The organism is Vibrio superstes (assembly GCF_003569005.1).
GTDB lineage: Bacteria > Pseudomonadota > Gammaproteobacteria > Enterobacterales > Vibrionaceae > Vibrio > Vibrio superstes.
In genome coordinates this window covers 1,335,360-1,355,333 of the sequence record NZ_BCUR01000004.1, presented here as the reverse complement: position 1 = coordinate 1,355,333, position 19,974 = coordinate 1,335,360, and the positions used below count along the sequence as shown (strand labels likewise).

Below are 19,974 nucleotides of genomic sequence, written 5' to 3'. Positions count from 1 at the left end.
AGCTTGAAGCTTGCGGCTATAAGATTAAATTTGGAGCGACACACGAGGTTCGAACTCGTGACCTCAACCTTGGCAAGGTTGCGCTCTACCAACTGAGCTAGTGTCGCATTCTTACCGCTGACAGCTTTAAGCTAATAGCAATAAGATTAAATATGGAGGCGCCTCCCGGAGTCGAACCGAGGTCCACGGATTTGCAATCCGCTGCATAGCCACTCTGCCAAGGCGCCTCTGTGTTACTGAAGAACGTTTCTCTTCGGTACGGGGTGGCATTTTACGGATTCACCCCGATGAGTCAACAGAATTTTTATAATTTTGATTCGTTTGCTCGCTTTACAAACAAACTGCGTGCAAGTGGTTAGATAAGTATCAAATACTGCTCAAATTACGCTTAATTTGGCGTATTTTTCTGCACCTCAATTTACACTAACCCTTTGTTTGTGTTGATGTGAAGACACTTAGGCATAAAATATTTGCAATTGGTTGTCACAGATACAAAAAAACCAGCTTTCGCTGGTTTTCATAAATTGATTTTACTCTTCTGAATTGAGCAGGTCGTCTTTGGCTGCCATTAAATACTGCACCATTGACCATAGTGTGAGGACGGTTGCCACATAGAGAGACAAGTAACCAATCCAAACCATCCAATCGTCGTAGCGCCAGATAAGAACCCACAACGCAAACATTTGAGAGAAGGTCTTTACTTTACCGACCCAAGATACTGCTACACTCGAGCGTTTACCAATCTCTGCCATCCACTCTCTAAGTGCAGAAATAATAATCTCTCGGGAAATCATGATAATCGCAGGGACGGTAATCCAAATCGTATTGAAGTGCTCTGCAATGAGAAGTAGTGCTGTAGCCACCATCACCTTATCCGCGACTGGGTCTAGAAATGCACCAAAGCGAGAGGTTTGTCCCAATTTACGAGCAGCAAGTCCGTCAAGCCAATCCGTAAATCCAGCGACCCAGAACACCATAGCAGCGGTAAACGGTGCCCATGAGGTGGGTAAATAGAACACAATGACAAACACTGGGATCAAGAATAAGCGGATCATGGTAAGAATGTTTGGGATAGTCAATCGCATTTTATTTACTCTGAAGGCAACTGAAAACAGTGCGCTTTTTTGACTTTAAATTTAACCCCAATGTTGCGGGATTTTAGTTAGTGTTGCAACGCCTGAACTATCTTTTCTGCCAAAGAATCACTGATACCGGGTACTTTGGCTATTTCTTCAGCACTGGCGCGCTTTAGCTCTTGTAAACCGCCCATGTACTTTAGCAGCGCCTGCCTACGTTTCGGACCTACTCCCTCGATGCCCTCAAGAGCGCTGGTACGCCTTGTTTTACCGCGTTTGGCTCTATGCCCTGCAATAGCATGATTGTGGCTCTCGTCGCGAATGTGCTGCATTAGATGAAGTGCTGGCGCGTCACTGGCCAAATTAAACTCATCACCCTCAGCTGTGATCATCGTTTCTAAACCAGGCTTACGTGTTACACCCTTAGCAATGCCAATCAGTCTAGGTCGTTTTGGCCACTCATCCCAATATTGAGAAATAATCTCTATAGCTCGATTTAGCTGCCCTTTACCACCATCGATAAAAATAATATCTGGGATCTTATCAACATCGAGTTGCTTGGAGTAACGGCGCTCAAGGACCTGCCCCATTGCGGCATAGTCATCACCGCCCGTGATCCCCGTTATATTGTAGCGACGGTATTCTGGCTTTACTGGGCCTTCATGATTAAACACAACACAAGAGGCAATGGTGCTCTCACCCATGGTATGACTGATATCAAAACATTCCATGCGACGAATTGACTCCATATTCAGCACCTCTTGAAGTTCTTTAAAGCGCTGTGAAATGGTCATTTTGTGGTTAATCTTAGTCGTAATGGCGCTCAATGCATTGGTATTTGCCAACTTTAAGTAGCGTCCACGATTGCCACTAGGATTAGTATGGAAGGTGACCCGCCTTCCGGCCATCTGAGTCAACGCTTCTTGAAAGGCCTGTTCTTCAGCCAGCAGACCGGCCGCAAATATCAAACGGCTAGGCAACGCCCTGCCCTCTGATTGGTTAAGGTAATACTGGCTAATGAAGCTGTAAAAAATTTCATCTTGTTGACTGTTATTGGGGATCTTAGGGAAAAAGCTACGACTGCCCAGTATCTTGCCTTGACGGATCATCAAGATATGAATGCAAGCCACACCAGATTCCTGTGCGTAGCCGAGCACATCGATATCATCGAAGCTATCTTCAGATACAAACTGCTGCTCTTGAATGCGCCTTATCGCCTGAATTTGATCGCGAAATTTAGCCGCTTGTTCAAATTTCAGAGTGCGGCTCGCTTCATCCATTTTGTCAATCAGTTGCCCTACTACCTGCTTGTCTTTGCCTTGCAAGAACAAGCGAACCCATTGCACAAGGTCTGCGTATTCTTCATCAGAAATCACACTACTGACACACGGCGCAGCACATCGGCCAATCTGGTACATCAAACACGGTCTGGTTCGATTGGCGTAGATGGTGTCTTCACACTGTCTCATTGGCAGTATTTTCTGTAGCAAGTGCAGGGTTTGCCTTACTGCTCCAGAGTCAGGATAAGGACCAAAGTACTCCCCTTTACGCTTTTTAGAGCCGCGATGAAGAGACAAGCGAGGATGCTTGTGGTTACTGATAAAAATATAAGGGTAGGATTTATCGTCTCGAAGCAAAACGTTGTACTTGGGTAAGTACTGTTTAATGTAGTTGTGCTCAAGAATAAGTGCTTCAGTTTCGGTATGCGTTACCGTCACGTCTATGTGGTCAATATGGCTGACCAAGGCGCGCGTTTTTTCGTTATCGAGCTTTTTTCTGAAGTAACTACTGAGGCGTTTTTTTAGATCTTTGGCTTTGCCGACATAAATAACAACAGCCTCGGCGTTATACATACGATAAACGCCGGGCTGGTCGGTAACCGTTTTAAGAAATGCGGCTGAGTCGAACCCTATTGTCACTAAAGTGTCTCTGTATCCAACATTCCGTGACGAATAGCCAGGTGAGTCAACTCAACATCACCACTGATATCTAGCTTGTTAAACAGTCTATAGCGATAGCTATTCACTGTTTTAGGGCTAAGGCTCAGCTGTTCGGAAATATCCGTAACCTTCTGGCCTTTGGTGATCATCAACATGATTTGTAGCTCACGCTCCGAGAGGTCCTTAAATGGATTATCAGAAGAATGTGAAACTTGACTCAGAGCCATCTGTTGAGCGATCTCAGGTGAAATATAGCGTTGACCGCTGTTCACCATTCGAATTGCGTTAACCATTTCATCAGGGCCCGCTCCCTTCGTAAGATAACCGGCAGCACCGGCTTGCATTACTTTGGTAGGGAATGGGTTTTCCGTATGAACGGTCAAAACAATAATCTTAACGTCTGGGTTAAAACGTAAGATTTTTTTTGTGGCCTCAAGGCCACCAATACCGGGCATGTTCATATCCATAAGGATTACATCAACATGGTTGTTTCGGCACCATTTTACAGATTCTTCACCGCTTTCAGCTTCCCCTGCTACGTTCATTCCACGGACGTCTTCAATAATACGTCTTATCCCTGTGCGTACAAGCTCGTGATCATCTACAAGGAAAACATTAATCAAACTTGTATCTCCACACTTTTTATTTTATGCCGCAAAGTTCGTCATGAATGAATCATAACATGCGGTCCTTATTCTACGTTATTGCTGTAGCCAACAACATCCAAATATGCTCAGTATTCGCCATTTTTACAACAATTTAGTTCAATTAACATGAACTACTACTGCAATAAGGGGATCGTTCGTTCGTTTTTTATACCAAACCCGCCCTATGCAACAACAATCATAAACGATCTCAAAGGACAAAAGTCCAATTTTTATCCCATAAAATCAGCATATTGAAAAACATTACTGAGAGAAACCAAATTCATATAACCGCCTAGACAAGGGTTTGGTATCATCTTCTTCAATAAGAGTAGCAAAAAGGTTTGCAGATTGCGTTCAGGATTTATACTAACTCGTCAAAGTAAAGATCTAGGGTTTTCTAGCCTTATTGAGCTGTGGATTTCTACGGATCTCGGCCCCACTTTGGTACAAATCCCAGATCAAAAGTCTGTCTATTTTGTAAACACCGCTAGTGAAGCGCAGGTTAAGCAGTTGGCAAAGCAGCTTAATACTCCCTGTGAGACTAAAGCTCTCCCTCTAAAAACATTCCAACTAGAGGCGACTACTGCCTGCTACTTCCCCACTCGTAAGCACGCGTCTGACTTTGAAACCGTGTTAACTAGCCACTCGATTCCTATCTATGAATCCGACATCAGGCTGGTCGATCGCTACTTGATGGAGCGGTTTATTCAGGGGCAGATAGAATTTGATGGTGTCGAGCAGCAAGATAGCGGTTATATCAAGGTCGCGAACGCACAATGCCGAGCGGCGAAAGAGTACTCACCCAAGTTATCCGTCGTCTCCTTAGATATAGAATGTTCCGCCAAGGGTGTACTCTATTCTGTGGGGTTAGATTCAAAGCTTGATAGCCGTGTCATCATGATTGGTGAAGCACAACCCGAACAAGGCACCCCCATTCAGTGGGTCGACAATGAAAGAGCCCTATTGATGGCATTGATTGACTGGTTTACGCAGTTTGACCCTGACATCATTGTGGGTTGGAATGTGATTGGCTTTGACATGCGACTATTGGTGCAGCGAGCAGAGCAAAACAAACTCAGGCTGACCCTTGGACGAGGCAAACAAACCTGTTTTTACCGACAATCTAATCAAAGCCAGCAAGGCTTTATTACCATACCCGGACGCGTGGTGGTTGATGGCATTGATGGGCTTAAATCAGCCACTTATTCTTTCGATTCTTGGTCACTAGAGTCTGTATCCCAAGAATTGTTGCACGAAGGAAAAGCTATACACAATGTGCAAGATAGGATGGAAGAGATCAATCATATGTTCCATCATGATAAGCCTGCTCTTGCCAAGTACAACCTACAAGACTGCGTGTTGGTGAATAAGATATTTGAGAAGACACACCTACTCGATTACCTCATTCAGCGTAGTAAACTCACTGGTCTCGCCCTTGACCGCATTGGTGGCAGTGTTGCCGCGTTCTCTAACTTGTATCTGCCACGCCTTCATAGGGGGGGCTATGTAGCGCCAAATCTCATGCCAAACGATTGGATTGCCAGTCCTGGTGGATTTGTTATGGACTCCAGACCCGGCCTGTATGATTCCGTTCTCGTCCTGGATTTTAAAAGCCTGTACCCGGCTATTATCCGCAGTTTTCTCATTGACCCTATGGGGTTAATCGAGGGTCTGCAACTTGAAATAGGCAAAGAGAAAAACCAAGCGGTACCCGGCTTTCGCAAGGCGCAGTTTCATAGAGAAAAACACTTTTTACCTAACCTCATTGAAGAGTTGTGGCAGGCCCGAGATCAGGCTAAAAAGGACAAAGAAGTCGCTTTTTCTCAGGCTATCAAGATCATCATGAACTCCTTTTACGGTGTATTGGGATCGTCTGGTTGTCGCTTCTTCGATACGCGATTGGCATCATCGATTACGTTACGTGGTCACGAAATAATGAAGACCACGCGCAAGCTTATCGAAGAGCAAGGCTATGAGGTGATCTATGGGGATACAGATTCTACGTTTGTTTCTCTCAAAGATGAGTGCACCCAGGAGCAAGCGGATGAGATTGGCAATGCGCTCACCAAGCACATCAATAGTTGGTGGACGCAGCACTTGGCCGAGAAATATAACCTCACCTCCCTGCTTGAGCTTGAATACGAAACCCACTTTTCTCGATTTTTCATGCCTACGATTCGCGGTTCAGAAACAGGTTCAAAGAAGCGTTATGCCGGATTAATTACTCAAGAATCTGGCTCACGTATCGTGTTTAAAGGCTTAGAGAGTGCCCGTAGCGACTGGACTGAGCTTGCGCGAGATTTTCAGGCGCACCTTTACGAGCTTATCTTTGCTGGGTCCGATCCCACACAATTCATTTTAGATACCGTTGAACACGTTGAGAGCGGCAAAATGGACAACAAACTTGTGTATCGAAAGCGGCTTCGCAGAAGGCTTCATGAGTATCAGAAGAACATTCCACCGCAAGTGCGCGCTGCTCGTTTAGCCGATGAGATTAACCAGCAACTAGGGCGACCACTGCAATATCAAAACCGTGGTCGTATTTCATATATGATGACCACCATTGGCCCTGAGCCTCTTGAGTATGTGAAGAACTCGATTGACTACGAACACTATATTGATAAACAGATAAAGCCGATTGCCGATGCCATCTTGCCCTTCGTTGGGTTAAAGTTTGATGATATCAATGCACCTCAGCTTGGGCTGTTCTAATTGACACAATTAAGGCGTACAATCGCGCTAATTATCAAAGATACCGCTAAGGAAATCTAATGACTGAACTTTTGTCTTACGATGACACCATCGATACCGCTTACGACATTTTTCTCGAAATGGCTCCAGATAACCTAGAGGCTGCTGATGTGGCTCTATTCACTCTTCAATTTGAAGATAGAGGTGCTGCAGAGCTGGTTGAAACGGGTGATGATTGGGTTCAACACGTAGGGTTTGAAGTTGACAAAGAAACCTACGCCGAAATCAAGATCGGCCTAGTAAACGAAGCGGATGATACGTTGGATGACGTGTTCGCAAGACTGTTAGTGTCACGCGACCCTGACCACAAGTTCTGCCATATCTTGTGGAAGCGTGACTAAGTCACTTTATAAAGAAGTATTCGATAGCCAGATGCTCATACCAATCGTACTAAATAACTGGTCATCCTAGCTTGTTAAAATACTCGATGACTGCGTTAGAATTTTTGATTGTAGAATAACTACTTATCGAAAAATCCTGCCTTGTCCTCGAGAATTTTTCCTACGCTAGTTCTGATCACTTACTTAGTGTGATTGGTATCATACCATCTGGCATTTTTACCTCTGCGGTTTAGAGAACTGCTCTCGCCCTAGACGGTAAATCAAAACCATGGTCAACAGCAGCACGGCGTACATGCTTAACAAAGGTAAAGCAGAAGAGCTTGATAGGCTTGATGCAATAAATGAAATCAGCGCGGTACATAACCAGCACGCAGAAAACACCAAGGCGTTAGCAATGCCGGCTAGGTGAGGAAACGGCGACAATGCTTGACCCAAGAATAGGGGGAATAGCACACCTAGCGCTACGATCACGACCGCTACCGGCAATACAAAGGCGAGTAAGCTCAGTCCAAAATACCACTGATACGCAATACCCAGAGTCACGGCCACTACCGCAAAGCTAGCGGATATCTTTACCTTTTGCTCTGCTGCCACTGAAAAAAATACGCGATTACAAAAGTTGCCCGCCAGCCAGCACGCGCCAAGAAACAGCGCTATCTTGCCATAGAAAATCGGAGTATGACCCAGAGTCCCTTGTACTAGAAACGGGGCTACGGTATTGAACGCAGGTAAGATGCTGTAAAGGATGCCGCAGATAATCGCCACGCGACGAAACCTTGCATTGCCAATAATCTCAGACAGACTTCCTTTAACAAAACTCACATTGAGTCGAGTTCGAGTGTGCGAGTCTTTAAAAAACGCCAGAAGCAATAGTCCGCCCAAGGCAACCCACCCCATCAAGGCATAAAACACCGTGCTCCAACCAAAATGAGACTCTAGGTAACCTCCCACAAAAGGAGATAAAGTCAGCCCTAGAGCAAAGGATATAGTGATCCAGTTGACCGCACGTAAATACTCTTCACCATGAAACATATCCTTGATAGCCGCCCTGCCACCAACCGCAACCAAAGACACAGCAAGGCCTTGTACTAAACGAAGTGTCACCAAAATCAATATGGAGGACGCATTGGCTGCGGCAAAAAGAGCGACCAGTAAAACAAAGCATCCCACCAGCATAGGGACTTTTCGACCAAAGGCATCGACAATAAACCCTGCGGCTATTTGTCCTAGACCAAATCCTAAAATAGCGGCGGTAAACGCCCACTGAGTTAAGGACTCATTAATTGTTAGTGCTGTTTGAATTGAGGGAAGTGAAGGCACAATAATATCGACGACGATGCCACCAAGGGCAATCAGTACATACATCAATATGGCTAAATTCCGCCTATAAATTCGTTCCATGCACTCCATTCTCTCGGTCCGTTATTTATGCACCTTAGTACATGTCATTCATTGATAATTTCCTACCGGAGAGTGAATTACAATGAAACCCGGGGCAAAATTATATTTCATTAGGCTGGAGTTGAGTGGCTAAAGCTTACTAGAAGATTTGAATACTAAGGATAAAGGCAATCATTAGACACGAAAACGGCAGCTCATGACCGGTTGCGTCTACCCATGCAATCCAATCACTCACTACCGTTTATTTCTGGTTCCCGCGAATCCGCGATCAACCTTATTTGTTATCTAAACTATCAAACGTCGCTCGCTAGCTCAGCCGTTTTGGTCGGCTCACCATTGTATTTGATGTTATGGAACACTTTATACAACACGGGCACCACAATCAGAGTCAGTACTGTGGCAAAGCCCAGACCAAACATAATAGTTACCGCCATCGGTCTAAAGAAGATATCCGGCAACAATGGAATCATGCCCAGTATCGTTGTAATCGCAGCCATACAAACCGGCCTAACACGACTCATTGCGGCTTCTACTACTGCAAGATAGGGGTCCTTTCCTGAGCGCATTTCAAGTTCAATCTGATCAATCAATACAATTCCGTTCTTCAATAGCATCCCCGATAGGCTCAACAAACCAAGTAAGGCCATAAAACCAAATGGGGTGTCAAACAACAGCAGACCACAAGTTACGCCTACAATGGCCAATGGTACGGTACACCATACAATCAATGGCTCTTTAACAGAACTGAACAAGACCACTGTAATCAAAAACATAAACAGATAACCCATTGGCATACTAGAAGCGAGCGCCCCTTTAGCATCACCTGAAGATTCAAGCTCCCCTCCCCATTCCAAGCTATAACCCGGTGGCATCTCGATGGCTTCGATTTTTTCTTGTATACGCTGCTGCAATGTCGCTGCGGTTTCATCACCTAAGATGTCATGATCAGCAAACACCGTCAGCATACGCTTTCTGTCTTTACGCATGATGATTGGATCTTCCCAGCGGGTTTCATAACCCATCAACATTTGCTGCAAAGGCACATAATCATTGAGCACTGGGCTCCAGATTTTCAGACTATCGATATTTCTAAAGTCAACGCGTTCTTCCTCTGTTAAACGCCCAACAATTGGCATTAGCGTTGTACCATCACGGTACAGACCTGCTGTTTTTCCAGAAAACGACATTTGTAAGAAGTCATCTATATCGGCCTTAGTAATGCCGTATCGACGAGCCTGACTTTCATTAAAGATCGGCTCTAGAACCTTGGTTCTTTCTCTCCAGTCATGGCGAATATTGTGAGCGCCAGGATCATTATTAAGCGTATCGATAATTTGAGCACCCAACTCTCGTAATATAGTTGGATCGGAACCTATCACTCTTGCTTCTATTTTCGCTCCGCCTCCAGGCCCCATCTCAATCTGCTTTAGTCGATGATCAATTTCTGGGTAGTTGGTATCCAAATGTTCGATGTACTTCGCCATAATACCGTGAAGCACCTCATAGCTTTCTACTCGAGTGGTGACTTCACCATAAGCTGCATAGCTTTTCTCTGGCGTGTAAGTCAGCATAAAGCGTTGCAAACCCTCACCCGCGGACGTCGTTACATCTTCAACTCCCTCTTGCTCCAGCAACCACTCTTCTAGCTCTTGCAGCTTAGCGTTAGTCGCACGAATATCCGTGCCTTCCGGTAGCCAGATATCTGACATAAAGATAGGTGTGGTAGACGCAGGGAAAAACGACTGCTTAATAAAACTAAATCCATACAGGCTTGTGCAGAACATCACTATTAGCGCTGAGATAGTCAGCCAAGCACGATTCATGCAAAACTCAAGAAACTTACGATAGATGACAAATACAAAGCCGTTGTATTGGCTGCCCTCTTCATTTGCTTCAACTTTTTGTCCCTTAAAGAACAGGTCCGCAAAAAATGGCGTCAATGACATCGCGGTGAACCACGACAGCATCAAAGAGATCAGTAACACAGTAAACAAGGTACGACAGTACTCGCCCGTTGAGTCCTCAGATAAACCGATAGGAGCAAATGCCGTTACCGCAATGACGGTCGCGCCCAGTAGAGGCCACTTTGTTTGCGTGACAATATCCGTAGCGGCCTGAAGTCGAGTGCGCCCCTTCTTCATACCGACCAATATGCCTTCCACAATAACAATGGCATTATCCACCAGCATCCCCAAGGCAATCACCAGTGCACCAAGAGAAATACGTTGTAGTTCTATACCAAGGTAGCTCATGAACACGAACGTACCCAAAACGGTCAGCAATAGGATCAGACCAATCAATACCCCAGAGCGCACGCCCATGAAGAACAGCAGCACCACAATCACGATACCAACCGCTTGAGCAAGACTGACCACAAAACTACTTACCGATTTTTCCACTTCTCCTGGCTGAGCATAGATCTCATCAATGTTGATGCCGATAGGTTGTTGATACTCCAACTCTGCCAATTTCTGATCAAGTGCTTCACCAATAGAGACCACATTCACGCCAGCGTTGAATGAAATGCCCATATTTAACGCCATATTGCCGTTAAAGTTCAGCACATTGGTAGGAACATCTATGTATCCACGCTTTATCTCGGCAACGTCTTTTAAGTACACCAAACCCGACGTGCTCTCATCAGTGATGATGAGGTCGCCCAATTGCTCGACACTGTCAAATTGCCCAGTAGGGTGGATTCGGATGTATTCATCGCCAACCCTTACTGCTCCTGCCGATGACACGGTATTTTGAGTATTCAGCAAATTGAATACCGTTTCAGGAGCAATACCAAGAGCGTTCATGCGCTTCATCGACATCTCGATAAATACTTGCTCTTGTTGCTCACCAGACACAGACACTTTACTGACACCATCAACGAGCTCTAGCTCTCGGCGTAGATAGTCCACATAATCAAGTAACTCTTTATAGGAGTAGCCTTCGCCAGTAACCGCCAACAACACCCCATACACATCGCCGAAATCATCAATTACCGCTGGAGTGTTTACTCCTGGGGGTAAAGAACCCTGAATATCGGTGACTTTTCGGCGCAGTTCATCCCATATTTGAGGAAGATCTTCCGAAGTGTAGTTTCGTTTTATCGTCACAGTGATCTGGGACAGTCCACGAGTTGATATAGACGTAACTTCATCCACATAGGTCAGCTGTTGAATAGCTTTTTCCAATGGATAAGTCACTTCTTCTTCCACTTCTTCCGGCGTTGCCCCTGGGTAACTGGTGACAACCATTGCATCTTTAATCGTAAATGCAGGGTCTTCTAAACGACCTAGGTCGAAAAATGCGGCAGCACCACCAATAAGGAAGATAAGAGTGATCATCCAGCTGATCACTTTATTGCGAATAAAATACGCGGCAATACCGGTTACTTGCTCATCTGTTTGAGCGGTGGTTTGATCACTCTTATTAGAACTCACTGCATTGCCCCCATATTTGTCACTTTCACTTCGGCGCCCTCTCGCAATTGCGATAACCCTTTAACAACGATGATTTCATCACCCTCTAATCCGGCAATAACTTGCACTGAGTTGCCTGTTATTGCACCCGTTGTTACTTTTTGTTTTCTTACTGTATTGTTGTCATACACCCAAACGTATTTTTCATCTCGAATGAGGGTGTCCCCATCCGCATTGATCAACGCTTGATAAGGCACGCTAGAAACTGGACCTAATTCCATGCCAGATATGTTCTTTGGTTTAAAGGCTTCAACCGCCATGCCGTCTAAGATGAGCTCATCTTGTGGCATTGGCAGGGTAAGTGTGATGGTATAAGTCCCTGATGTAGGATCTGGCTCAGTAGTGAACTCTTTGATCGTCGCATCAAACAGTTGTCCACTTGGTGATTGAACACTTGCCTTTGCCTGCCAAATCTCTTGCTGAGACGGTTTATTGATAAACAAGCGATCTGGAATTTTCACCAGTACATCCACCTCATCAATATTGTGAACATTCACTATATTCTGACCTAGAGTGATACTCTCAAACTGCTCAACATTGACTCGAGAAATCATGCCATCAATCGGCGATTTCAATTGCGTATATTCCAAGTACAAACGAGCAAAATCTAACTCTACCTTTGCCATCTGGCGCTTAGCAGACAATTCATCAAACTCTGATTGAGCCAGTAACCCTTTTTCAAGTAACGGCTTTGATCTTTGGTATCGGCTATTGATAGCGGTGTAGCTTGCTTCGGCATTGCGCACTGCAATCCTAAAATCTCGAGGGTCTAACTTGGCGATAACGTCACCTTTTGACACTCGATCTCCCTCTTTTACTAGTACTTCTGTTACTTCACCAGAAACAAGGAAACTCAAATGTGCACGCTCTGCAGCCGCCGCGATAGCAGGAAACATCAAAGCATCCGCAGTAGAGCTCGTGGCCAGCTGAAGCAACTCAACAGTTTGCAATCGAGTTTTAGGCTCGACGCTTGGGCGTTCACAACCACTCAGGAAATAAGGGGTAGCAAGTACAAATAGCCACTTTAAAGATTGGGATTTGAAAGAACTCATAGCCCTTTCTCCTTAATCCATTCACGTACTTTTATGCCTTCTGATAGTTGGTTCACACCTGACAACACAATTTGGTCGCCATCATCTAGGCCCGAAATCAACTGTCCATTCTCAGCAAGAATCACAGGGGTTTTAACTGTGCGAGATTCTTCATCAATTCGCCAAACGCACCAGTTTTCCTCGCAAGGAAATACTGAAGAATCAGGGAGTGTTGAAGGGTTAGCCCTAGGAAGGGAAAGGGTCACGTCACCTGACATACCAGGCATGATCCCAATATCATTTGGCCTTTCCATTACCATGGTCACTTTATAGTTACCGGTAGAGGAATCTGACTCAGTATCAATTTCTTGAAACACCAATGGGAAGGTCTCACCAGCGTAAGAATCAAACTGCATAGAAAATTCTGCATCTGCACCCTTCACGCGATTCACCATCGAGTTTGGAAGCTGGAATACCACTCTCAACAAAGAGTCCGATTGAATATTCATCGCACTTTGTTTAGCTTCAAGATATTCAAAGTTATCGATGTGCCTCATGGAAATGGTGCCATCAAAAGGCGCGACTAAGCGCGTATCTTGAAAATTTGCTCTCGCTTGTTCATATGCCGCTTTAGCCACTTGTTCAGCAGCAACAGCCTGATCGTAATCTTGTTCAGATATAACACGATCGGCGATCAGTTTTTTAGCGCGCTCAAGCTGCACATTAGCAAGGGCATATTCAGCTTCTGCTTCAGCTAAAAACAGCGCATATTCTTCTTGGTTTAAAAGCCCAAGCAAGTCACCTTTGTTTACTTTTTGTCCGGTTTTGATTGGCAGATTGATCACCTGCCCTGAAACGCGAAACGCCAAAACGGCCTTATCGCCCGCAAGTGTGGAAGCAGGGAACACGCGCTCAAAGCGGTCGCTACCCGCAGACACCATAATAAGTTTGGCTGGTCTCGATTCTGGTTCCGCCACAAGTGCCTGTTGATTGTCGCAGGCAGTTAAACTGAATAAGCACACAGGAATAACCCAGGCTCGAGTAAAATAAGATCCTAACACTCTATTTCTCATTTAATTCACATTAACGAACTGGCGTATGACTGAGTCATAAGCACGAAGATAAAGGTAGCACTCAACTTATTTAAAGATGATTAACATCAACACAAAAAATAGAACTAAGCCAAATGCTTGTTTTGAGACAATGATCGAAGTAATTAAGTTTCAATGTATTAATCTACTTAGTCAAAGATCGAAAGCATTTAAACACCCCGACCTATATATTGCTATTACAATTTATTTATTCAGTGTATAGATATGCTAAATTCACAGCGAACAACCAGCCTAAGCTATTGTTTCAATTGGTTTTTATTGACCATATAAACCCTGTCTATTTCATAACTAAACATAACTTTATGTATCTGTATTATTTTATATATTAAGATGCATTCAAATATATAATGGCTTTGGTTGAATATTATTCAACTACATTGAATTACTCATATCCATAACTTATTAAATAATGTCAATCATAGATGTCTACTAAGTGATAAATGACTTTTATTAATAATGATAACGTCTATTTAAAATAGAAACTTTATAGATGGATTTTACTGCCATTTTATCCCATTCAAACGTTAGTTCCATTCAGTTCTCTACATCACCTCTTCACCCAACATCCCTAGCCTGATCTGACCTGATGAGTTTTTCCACGTAAATCAAAGAAGAAGAAATCACGACTTGGTGTTGACCTGTCTATTGCTTTACAGTTTAAGTTAGAGGCAACCACGTAAGGAATCACCCTATGTACCGCATATCAGAACTGGCTCAGAAAGTCGGCTTGTCACGTACCGCTTTACTCTACTACGAGAAGCTGAAGCTGATCAGTGGAGTCAGGTTAGACAATGGTTATCGCGTCTACAGCGATAAAGACGTGCAAAGAGTGTTGTTGATTCAGACGCTACAAGCGGCAGGGTTAACCTTGAAGGAGTGCAAAGGCTGCCTAGAAGCAAAGATAGACAGACCACTATTGTTAAACCGCCTAGAGGAACTCGACAAAGAGATCGAGCATAAACAGCACTCCAGAGATGTGTTAGCAGCACTCCTCGGAGAAGGTAACCACAGAGCATGGCATGAAAGTGCCAATCAAGTGGCACCAGACGCTCACTTGGATTGGCTTATTAAACAAGGCTTTGAAGAAAAAGAAGCCCTCAGATTAAAATGGTTGTCAAAAGACATGAACGAACATCAAGACTACATGGCCGACTTTATGAAGGTCTTCGAAACACTCGACCGCTGGGGTCCAGGCAGCGAACAAGAAACCCTAAAAGCCCTCAACTTAGTACCGCTCACTAGTTGTAACATACTAGAGATAGGTTCGGGCAAGGGATTGGCCACAACGGTATTGGCCAACAATACTCAAGCAGCAATCACGGTAGTCGATAACGAGCAGTCCGCGTTAGACAGATTAGTCGAACGTTTTACTGGAGACGGTTTAAACGATCGCATCAAACCTGTATGTGCCAGCATGACCGACTTGCCCTTTGAGCATAAAGGTTTTGACTTAATATGGGCTGAAGGCAGTGCGTACATTATGGGTGTAAAAAGTGCGCTCAAAGAGTGGCGACCGCTGCTTGAAAACAATGGCGTGATGATGCTCAGCGATTTGGTATGGTTTACCGACACACCTACCCCTGAATTACAAGAGTTTTGGAAGGGCGAATACCCTGACATGGTGAGCGTTGATGCTCGATTGGAGCAGATAAAAGCGGCAGGCTATAAAGTTGTTGAACATTTCCCGCTAAGCCAACAAGCATGGGAAAACTACTACCTACCATTGAAGCAAAGAGCCATCGAGTTAGCACCAAGCATGCCCGACTCCAATGCGCTCAATGACATCAAAATAGAAGTCAGCATCTTTGAGCGCTACTTGAGTGAGTTTGGCTACGAGATGTTTATTATCCAGAAGGCTGCTAAATAAGATTAGCGAGTACGCAATCTATTATTTTCAGTTCAAGAATTTACTAGATCTGACAGGGTGTGCTGGCTCGTTTGTAATCCACATGCTCAAAGAGAACCGGCCGCATAATCCCTTCCCTTTCCGAAGTCCACATTTTCTGGCCCGGTTCAAAAAAGCAAAGCTACTATATTTAAAATACAGTAGCTTTGCTTACTAGGTTAGATGTCATTCTCTTTATCGACCTAAAATGTCATCAATATCTTCTTGAGGGAGAACCTGCGCTTGATATGCACCTTCTCCTATGTATTTTTCAATATTATAAACAAAGGCTTTGAGGTGAGCTTCCGAACCTGCGATTAAATGCCCGTAAAGCGAGCTAATCACTTTATCGTTTGTGTAGACTAAACCACAATCATTCGAGCCTTTAATTGAGTCGATTTCTTCTATCATCACTTTCGGGCAAGTCTTTATGTCTAACATATCGAGTTCTTCGATGAAGGCTCCCACATAAAGCGCATCCAACTCACTGGATAGCCCTTGGTTAGTAAGATCTGTATATTTTTCAGTAAAATACGAACCAAACTCCTCCCCTGAAAATACTCCAACGTTCTCATTCACAACAGGATCGTCGATATTAAATCGCATTAACGCATCAAAAACGCTACCAGTATGATGAGTTTCAGCTATTGCAATTTTGCCAAATATTTTCGTTTCAGGGTGCTCAATGCTTAGTTTTATATAAACATCACGAGCAAGTTTTTCTTCTTCACGCATAAATATCAAATGAAGTCTTTCGTGTTCGCTAATAGCTTCAGATACAAAATGTACTGAAGACAAGTTTTCATAACCCCTTTGTTTGTTATCACTATAAACGCCTTTCGACGCTAAGGTAAGCAACAACAAAAATGCAAGGCTAACGCTCAATATTTTCATAGTAACCACCCACATAATTTACAATGGTGTCACTACTAACATTAGTTGTTTAGAGGCCGGAAATACAACTCAAACCAAAAGATAACAGGGAACAATTACCTCTAATCAAGCCCATAGCTATACTTGCGCTCTTAGTCCATGCCTCTTATGGGCAAAGCGCTGACAGTGTAAAGTCTGACTGCAATGGTGCACTTACGTTTCGTGCCCATGCCACGAGTTGAGATTGGGTAATATTCAGCTCTTTGAACTGGGAGTGCAAATACTCAGCAGTCAATGTATCAGGTGCGTATTTGTATTGTTGGGCCAAGTAAAACAACTGCGCTGAAAAGCTCGTATTTAAATAGTCGCTTTGCTTTGATCTCGGGGAATGATCGAACAGCCTATACTGCTCTGTTTGCATTGTTACCCAAGCCCCATTTCTCAATTCACAAACGGGCAAGTTGATTAGGTTATTTTTTACACTCTCTAGCCTGGACTTACTGTATGCTGAGACATTGAAGGACTCATCCCAGTTGGGATTAACATAGTTTTCTACTTCAATAGGGGTCGTCAACAGCCACTGTGAATCCACTTGTTTGATATACGGTTTATCACACAGATTCTTCGCAAACAAAAAGCCTTGATAGTTGGCTTCAAGATCAGCATAGGAGTAGACGCCGACTACCTTCATTCCTAACAATCCACCTTCCATCGAGTCAGCCCACGCAATAGCTTCCATCTGTGCCAGTTCCGGTGATGTTGAGTGAATCGCTTTTCGGTAGCGCTTGTAGTACTCATAGCCTGATCCCAAAAAATGGCTGATTTTATCCGTGCCAATATATGTGCCGTTCACATTAGTAATATGGTCAAGGTCGGTTTTGATACCAGCCGTGCGCATCACTGGGGAATAGATACTATCCAAAGCATATTGGTCTAAAGATACTCCAACTGCAGGTAACCGATCTAACAAAGGGGATTCTTGAGCCCAGATTTCCATATCTGAGTTTAACACGCCTCGATAGGCTAGAGGATATCGTTGCGCACCAAGATTTCGCATTATCCACTCAGCAACATCGGGACACTGCGCTGTAGAAAATTTGGATTTCTGATCAACTAAAACTTGGGTAACCGTCACGTTCAGGTATTGATTAAAAGCCTTTTTTTCATCTTTTAATTCTTTTCCCCAACCGTAGTAGTTATCCACCTCCCCTGATACTGCACCGCCGGTAAACAGTAGCATTAAGCTGACTAAAAACTTCTTATACAAGGTTATCCCTTCCCAAATGAAAGTGAGGTTTTACTCTTCGGCCAACAAAACTTTCGACATTTGTAGCGACAAATCCTGGTCTACTCGCTTATTGGACAAATACAGAAGCTCGATACTAACCTGTTCATTAGTTATCGTTTGAGTGGCAATCGCATCAGGACTGATGGTATATCGCCCTGCGACCCTATCTGTTGACCAATTGATGTCACTATAGGCGATATAGACGAGTTGAGAGCACACTATTTTGTCTGTTGTTTCTATATCGTAATTGAAGTCATACTCCTTCCCTATCTGACGCAATGTATTAATAATCGCCTGCTGCTTTTGCTCTTGTGTCTGATTGCTTACGCGTATCACTGCTAGGTCATCGATGTTCATAAAGTGTTCAAGAGAGCTGAGTTGCACTCCAGAGCGCAACGCTTCTGCGACCATTTCCCTGTCACGTATTTGTTGATGGTGCTTTACCACAATAGGATGGTCCCAAATACCAAGAGCAGTGAGTTCCTCTTCACTGCCTACCCAAACAGCCGCATGACCCCAATAGCCAGGAATCACTTTATCCGTTAGCCGGAAAGGCGTTTTTTCTAACAAAATATCCCCCGCTTTTAGGTGCGAACTAACATCTTGTATAACCTCGGGGGAGTTGTAGAGATAGCCCTTCCTCGATTCAAACAAGCCAGTCACATTACCGAAGAAGCCACTAATTCCGTTGACTGCCGAGCGATTCAGCTCTTCTAAATCGTAAGCGGCAATATCGACATTATGACCAAAGCGTTTGGACATCACCTGACTCAATTTCATGTCAGGGATCTTTTGAAAAGTAGGGCTTTGCTCAATATTAAGCTTTAAATACCACAGCTGCGAGGAGTTGATGATCTTTGGATAGTAGGTGATGTTATCTTGATAAAAAGCAACCTGTTCTGACAATCTCTTCAAGTTAGCAAAATCTTGGATATTCTGAGCATACAAGGACAAAGAATTTGGCGGTTTTTCATAGCCCTTATCGCCTTGATTTAGGAAGCGAGTTAGACGCTGATTCTCGTACACCGTGCTATAAACTTGTAAGTAGATATCATAGAGTGTCAATGCGCTTGATAGCTCTAACATAAAGCCGATAAACGATGAATAGTCCTGTTCCCCATCTTCGAGACTGCCATACCAACAGTAGTTGTTTTGCAAAACGTTTTCGAATTGATAGGAGAGTTCAACACTTTCCGCTAACTTTTGGTTCAGTCTGTTTAGTACCTTAGATGGTATAGGATTATCTTCTGAATAGGCCACTTTCAACGATTCAATCTCAACAAACATCCGTTCGCGATGAGATAACAGTTGTTCGTTCAATGCAATGTAATCACTAACTGAACTGCGGATAGCCTTCGTATTAATAATTTGCTCTGGCGTTAACTTTGGCCTCCATTCGTAATTTGGATCAGCACATAGTGCCAACTCCTCTTGCTCACTCACCGTTGAATACTTCAATGATGAACACCCACTAAGCAATAACAACAGCAACGCCCCTAGGTATCTAAGCAACGTTTTAATTAAGAGATTGGTATTTTGTGTGACGTACAATATTCAGGCGCTCCCTGCCTAAGTCTATGGATATGCGTGTTCGGTGTTTACTTCCGATGTTTAACCTGAACTCGCAGTATAGAAAAGTGCACATCCATTAATATCCAAATGGAACGAAACGACGCTAGTTGCGCACAGTGCTCATTATGGCGGTCACAACAGCTTATTGTAAACAGGCTGTGTGACTATGACGCCATGACTCATTGAGGGATTTAAGAGTTGGGGAAGTATTCATCCCATATTCTACAGAGGGAAGCGTTGTGAGCTGAGACGTGCTGCAAAGTTTCTATGCTGAATCTCACATGATCAAAACCGAACAGGTAACCATCGTTATTCCGAATTACTTAAAAAACGATGCGTAGCATGGTGCCCGACCACCACACTTTTCGAACCCTAATATAAAGATAGCGTGTGCAGGGTTGCAATTCTAAAAGGCGCAATGGGGTATAGGCATAAGCTCAAATGATGCTTTGCCCAACTACTATTCGACAAGCTCATCTCAACGGCAAAGGAAAAGAGATTTCTTTGGATTAAGTAACACGCAAGACCAACAAGCATTGGTCGATTACCTAAATTCACTGAAATAGTCGTGTTGGTTCAAGTTG

13 protein-coding genes and 2 tRNA genes are annotated in these 19,974 nt (G+C 44.0%); 3 read left to right on the top strand and 12 right to left on the bottom strand.

All coding sequences use genetic code 11. The features are described 5' to 3' along the window. Positions 1-31: 31 nt before the first annotated feature. From D5I41_RS14185 to uvrY, 5 genes are all read right to left on the bottom strand, one after another. Positions 32-107: transfer RNA gene (locus D5I41_RS14185), tRNA-Gly, on the bottom strand. Positions 108-153: 46 nt separating this feature from the next. Next, positions 154-227 (bottom strand) — tRNA-Cys (locus tag D5I41_RS14180). Between the two features lie 303 nt (positions 228-530). After that, positions 531-1,085 carry a CDP-diacylglycerol--glycerol-3-phosphate 3-phosphatidyltransferase gene (gene pgsA / locus D5I41_RS14175; RefSeq protein WP_119010337.1) on the bottom strand — a complete coding sequence of 185 codons (555 nt, stop codon included), beginning with the start codon at positions 1,083-1,085 and terminating at the stop codon, positions 531-533. Positions 1,086-1,162: 77 nt separating this feature from the next. Then, positions 1,163-2,995 carry an excinuclease ABC subunit UvrC gene (gene uvrC, locus D5I41_RS14170; RefSeq protein WP_119010336.1) on the bottom strand — a complete coding sequence of 611 codons (1,833 nt, stop codon included), beginning with the start codon at positions 2,993-2,995 and terminating at the stop codon, positions 1,163-1,165. After that, positions 2,995-3,639, bottom strand: coding sequence for a UvrY/SirA/GacA family response regulator transcription factor (gene uvrY / locus D5I41_RS14165; RefSeq protein ID WP_119010335.1), 645 nt, complete (start codon positions 3,637-3,639; stop codon positions 2,995-2,997). The genes uvrC and uvrY overlap by 1 nt, the downstream gene beginning before the upstream one ends. A gap of 372 nt (positions 3,640-4,011) precedes the next feature. Between uvrY and D5I41_RS14160 the strand changes: the two genes are divergently transcribed. Then, positions 4,012-6,375 carry a DNA polymerase II gene (locus D5I41_RS14160; protein WP_119010334.1) on the top strand — a complete coding sequence of 788 codons (2,364 nt, stop codon included), beginning with the start codon at positions 4,012-4,014 and terminating at the stop codon, positions 6,373-6,375. 59 nt (positions 6,376-6,434) lie between these two features. Beyond that, the gene (locus tag D5I41_RS14155) at positions 6,435-6,755 is read left to right on the top strand and encodes an HI1450 family dsDNA-mimic protein (protein ID WP_119010333.1); all 321 of its coding nucleotides are present in this window, start codon (positions 6,435-6,437) and stop codon (positions 6,753-6,755) included. A gap of 216 nt (positions 6,756-6,971) precedes the next feature. On the opposite strand, the gene D5I41_RS14150 is transcribed toward D5I41_RS14155, so the two are convergent. The 4 genes from D5I41_RS14150 to D5I41_RS14135 all read right to left on the bottom strand — a co-directional run bounded on the left by D5I41_RS14150 (position 6,972) and on the right by D5I41_RS14135 (position 13,733). Further along, positions 6,972-8,156 (bottom strand): MFS transporter, encoded by a 1,185-nt coding sequence (locus tag D5I41_RS14150; RefSeq protein ID WP_162892841.1) that lies wholly within the window; start codon positions 8,154-8,156, stop codon positions 6,972-6,974. Positions 8,157-8,449: 293 nt separating this feature from the next. Next, complete coding sequence (locus D5I41_RS14145; protein WP_119010331.1) at positions 8,450-11,590, bottom strand: efflux RND transporter permease subunit; 3,141 nt, start codon at positions 11,588-11,590, stop codon at positions 8,450-8,452. Further along, entirely contained in the window at positions 11,587-12,681 is a 1,095-nt protein-coding gene (locus D5I41_RS14140; protein ID WP_119010330.1) for an efflux RND transporter periplasmic adaptor subunit, read from the bottom strand. The genes D5I41_RS14145 and D5I41_RS14140 overlap by 4 nt, the downstream gene beginning before the upstream one ends. Continuing rightward, positions 12,678-13,733, bottom strand: coding sequence for an efflux RND transporter periplasmic adaptor subunit (locus D5I41_RS14135; protein WP_439959658.1), 1,056 nt, complete (start codon positions 13,731-13,733; stop codon positions 12,678-12,680). The genes D5I41_RS14140 and D5I41_RS14135 overlap by 4 nt, the downstream gene beginning before the upstream one ends. Before the next feature lie 730 nt (positions 13,734-14,463). Here D5I41_RS14135 and D5I41_RS14130 point away from each other — a divergent pair. Then, the gene (locus D5I41_RS14130; protein ID WP_119010328.1) at positions 14,464-15,639 is read left to right on the top strand and encodes a MerR family transcriptional regulator; all 1,176 of its coding nucleotides are present in this window, start codon (positions 14,464-14,466) and stop codon (positions 15,637-15,639) included. A 213-nt stretch (positions 15,640-15,852) separates the two neighbouring features. Here the strand turns inward: D5I41_RS14130 and D5I41_RS14125 are convergent, their stop codons facing one another. The 3 genes from D5I41_RS14125 to D5I41_RS14115 form a co-directional block, all read right to left on the bottom strand. Further along, the gene (locus tag D5I41_RS14125) at positions 15,853-16,551 is read right to left on the bottom strand and encodes a DUF2202 domain-containing protein (RefSeq protein WP_119010327.1); all 699 of its coding nucleotides are present in this window, start codon (positions 16,549-16,551) and stop codon (positions 15,853-15,855) included. Positions 16,552-16,696: 145 nt separating this feature from the next. Continuing rightward, the gene (locus tag D5I41_RS14120) at positions 16,697-17,797 is read right to left on the bottom strand and encodes a hypothetical protein (RefSeq protein ID WP_235868921.1); all 1,101 of its coding nucleotides are present in this window, start codon (positions 17,795-17,797) and stop codon (positions 16,697-16,699) included. A 30-nt stretch (positions 17,798-17,827) separates the two neighbouring features. Next, positions 17,828-19,276 carry a YiiX/YebB-like N1pC/P60 family cysteine hydrolase gene (locus tag D5I41_RS14115; RefSeq protein WP_235868920.1) on the bottom strand — a complete coding sequence of 483 codons (1,449 nt, stop codon included), beginning with the start codon at positions 19,274-19,276 and terminating at the stop codon, positions 17,828-17,830. Positions 19,277-19,974: the final 698 nt, after the last annotated feature.

Bases quoted from the DNA above. Each gene is read 5' to 3' on its own strand.
- pgsA (WP_119010337.1), bottom strand. From the start codon at position 1,085: ATGCGATTGACTATCCCAAACATTCTTACCATGATCCGCTTATTCTTG.
- D5I41_RS14155 (WP_119010333.1), top strand. From the start codon at position 6,435: ATGACTGAACTTTTGTCTTACGATGACACCATCGATACCGCTTACGAC.
- D5I41_RS14150 (WP_162892841.1), bottom strand. From the start codon at position 8,156: ATGGAACGAATTTATAGGCGGAATTTAGCCATATTGATGTATGTACTG.
- D5I41_RS14140 (WP_119010330.1), bottom strand. From the start codon at position 12,681: ATGAGTTCTTTCAAATCCCAATCTTTAAAGTGGCTATTTGTACTTGCT.
- D5I41_RS14135 (WP_439959658.1), bottom strand. From the start codon at position 13,733: ATGAGAAATAGAGTGTTAGGATCTTATTTTACTCGAGCCTGGGTTATT.
- D5I41_RS14130 (WP_119010328.1), top strand. From the start codon at position 14,464: ATGTACCGCATATCAGAACTGGCTCAGAAAGTCGGCTTGTCACGTACC.
- D5I41_RS14125 (WP_119010327.1), bottom strand. From the start codon at position 16,551: ATGAAAATATTGAGCGTTAGCCTTGCATTTTTGTTGTTGCTTACCTTA.